This window comes from Mycobacterium sp. (assembly GCF_036488105.1).
In the GTDB taxonomy this organism is placed as follows: domain Bacteria; phylum Actinomycetota; class Actinomycetes; order Mycobacteriales; family Mycobacteriaceae; genus Mycobacterium.
In genome coordinates, this window is record NZ_DASXHW010000308.1 from 1 (window position 1) to 2,980 (window position 2,980).

Sequence of the window (2,980 nt, forward strand, 5' to 3'; positions counted from 1 at the left end):
GGCCCGATCTATGCGGGCACCAACGAAATTCAGCGCAACATCATTGCCGAGCGGCTGCTGGGACTGCCCCGTGAGAAGGCCAAATGAGATTCGATCTTGACGAACAGCAGCGCGACTTCGCCGCAAGCATCGACGCGGCACTGGCGGCTGCCGACCTGCCGAATGCTGTGCGCGCATGGGCGGCCGGCGACACGGCCCCCGGCCGTAAGGTCTGGGCGCGGCTGGCCGACTTGGGCGTCACCGCGCTGGCGGTGCCGGAGCGGTTCGACGGCATCGACGCGCACCCAGTCGACCTGGTGGTCGCGTCCGAACGGCTGGGCCGTTGGTGTGTACCCGGACCGGTCACCGAATCCATTGCGGTGGCGCCACTTTTGCTCGCCGAGGACGAGCGGTGTGCGGCGCTGGCCACCGGCGAACTGATCGCCACCGTCGCGCTCCGGCCGCACGTGCCACGCGCCGTGGACGCCGATGCAGCCGGACTCGTCCTGGCCGCCGAAGCCGACGGCTGGGTCAGCGAAGCGCACGTGGGCGAACGGCATGAGTCCGTCGACCCCAGCCGCCACCTGTTCGACACCGACGCGGTGTGCGAAGCGTGGCAGGCCGATGTGGCACGCGCGTACGAGTTCGGCGCACTGGCCACCGCCGCCCAGCTGGTGGGGGCGGGCCAGGCTCTGCTGGACGCCGCGGTGGACTACGCCAAGCAGCGCGCCCAGTTCGGCCGGGTCATCGGTTCGTATCAGGCGATCAAACACAAGCTGGCCGATGTGCATATCGCGCTCGAGTTGGCGCGTCCACTGGTGTACGGCGCCGCGCTGTCGCTGGCCGATCGGTCGCCCGACACGGCCCGTGACGTGAGTGCGGCCAAGGCGTTGGCGTCGGATGCCGCCTTGTTGGCCGCGCGGTCGGCGCTGCAGACGCACGGCGCCATCGGGTTCACCGCCGAGCACGATTTGTCGCTGTGGCTGCTCAGGGTGCAGGCGTTGCGAGCGGCCTGGGGCGACCCGGCGACGCACCGGCGACGGGTTCTGGAGGCACTGTGAGTGATGAACGAGAACTGCTGCGCGACACCGTCGCGGCGCTCGTGGCCAAGCACGCCTCCCCTGCCGCGGTTCGCGAGGCGATGGAATCCGAACGTGGCTACGACGAATCACTGTGGCGGCTGCTGTGCGAGCAGGTCGGCGCTGCCGCTCTGGTGGTGCCCGAGGAATTCGGCGGCGCCGGCGGCACGCTGGGTGATGCCGCTGTCGTCCTCGAAGAACTCGGCAAGGGCCTGGTGCCCAGCCCGCTGCTCGGCACCACGCTGACCGAACTGGCGCTGCTGGCCGCCGACCAGCCCGACGCCGACGCGCTGGGTTCGCTGGCCGAGGGCGCTGCGATCGGCGCGGTGGTATTCGACCGGGACTACGTGGTCAACGGCGACCTGGCCGACATCGTCATCGCGGCTCACGACGGCAAGCTGGACCGATGGACAGAATTCAGCGCCGAGGCGCTCCCGTCGATGGACCCCACCCGCCGACTGGCCCGGCTCACACCCGAGAGCACGGCTCCGCTCGGCACGGATCCCGGTGTCGCCGATGCCGCGGCGATTTTGCTGGCCGCCGAACAGATCGGCGCAGCCACGCGATGCCTGGAACTGACCGTCGACTACACCAAGGAGCGTCAACAGTTCGGCCGGCCGATCGGCAGCTTCCAGGCCCTCAAGCACCGGATGGCCGACCTCTACGTCGCGGTGCAGGCGGCCCGCGCCGTGGTAAACGACGCGGCGGATGCCCCGTCACCGACATCGGCGGCGTTGGCCCGCGTCGCAGCCACCGAGGCGTTCAGCAGGGTGGCTGCCGAAGGCATTCAACTCCACGGCGGTATCGCGATCACCTGGGAACACGATATGCAGCTGTATTTCAAGCGCGCGCACGGCAGTTCGCAACTGCTGGGCCCGGCCGGCGAACACTTGCGCCGGCTGGAATCCGAAGTGTTCTAACGTTGACGGCATGACCGATCACGTCGCACTGCGCGCCGGGATCCCGCCGTTCTATGTGATGGACGTCTGGCTGGCCGCGGCCGAACGCCAACGCAGCCACGGCGATCTAGTCAACCTGTCGGCGGGCCAGCCGAGCGCCGGGGCTCCCGAGCCGGTCCGCGCCGCCGCCGCGTCCGCGTTGCATCTCAACCAGCTGGGCTACACCGTGGCGCTGGGCATTCCCGAGCTGCGGGCCGGCATCGCCGCGTCGTACCTCGACCGGTACGGCGTGCAGGTCGAGATGGACGACGTCGTGGTGACGACGGGATCGTCCGGAGGCTTTCTGCTGGCGTTCCTGTCCTGCTTCGACGTCGGCGACCGGGTGGCGGTCAGCAGCCCCGGCTATCCCTGCTACCGCAACATCCTGACGGCACTCGGGTGTGAGGTCGTGGTGATCGAATGCGGGCCGGAAACCCGATTTCAGCCCACCGCGCAGATACTGGCCGAGCTCGACCCGCCCGTGCAGGGTGTTGTCGTGGCCAGCCCGGCCAACCCGACCGGTACCGTCATCCCGCCCGCGGAACTCGCGGCGATCGCGTCCTGGTGTGACGAATCGGGAGTGCGGCTGATCAGCGACGAGGTCTACCACGGACTGGTTTACGAGGGCGCCCCGCAGACCAGCTGTGCCTGGAGCACGTCGCGAAATGCATTCGTGGTCAACAGCTTTTCGAAATACTTCGCGATGACAGGATGGCGGCTGGGCTGGTTGCTGGTGCCGACCGCACTCCGCCGCGCGGTAGACCGTCTGACCGGGAACTTCACCATCTGCCCCCCCGTGCTGTCGCAGCACGCGGCGGTCGCGGCGTTCACACCGGATGCTGTCGACGAAGCAAACGCGCATCTACTCGAGTACTCCGTCAACCGCGCGACGCTGCTTGACGGCTTGCGCGGCATCGGTATCGACCGGCTGGCACCCACCGACGGCGCGTTCTACGTCTACGCCGACGTCTCGGACTTCACCGA

The 2,980-nt window shown here is 68.8% G+C and carries 4 protein-coding genes; all 4 read left to right on the forward strand.

The window, feature by feature from the left end; translation table 11 throughout:
- Window positions 1-87: hypothetical protein (locus tag VGH54_RS16360; protein WP_331513118.1), on the forward strand; the 87-nt coding region annotated here is incomplete at its 5' end.
- A complete protein-coding gene (locus VGH54_RS16365) occupies window positions 84-1,040 on the forward strand; it encodes an acyl-CoA dehydrogenase (RefSeq protein WP_331513115.1) in 957 nt (318 codons plus the stop codon). The genes VGH54_RS16360 and VGH54_RS16365, both read left to right, overlap by 4 nt.
- Complete coding sequence (locus tag VGH54_RS16370; RefSeq protein WP_331513116.1) at window positions 1,037-1,978, forward strand: acyl-CoA dehydrogenase family protein; 942 nt, start codon at window positions 1,037-1,039, stop codon at window positions 1,976-1,978. Before VGH54_RS16365 ends, VGH54_RS16370 begins: the two co-directional genes overlap by 4 nt.
- Window positions 1,979-1,988: 10 nt before the next feature.
- Window positions 1,989-2,980, forward strand: a 992-nt coding sequence (locus tag VGH54_RS16375; RefSeq protein ID WP_331513117.1) for a pyridoxal phosphate-dependent aminotransferase, incomplete at its 3' end; no start/stop codon positions are given.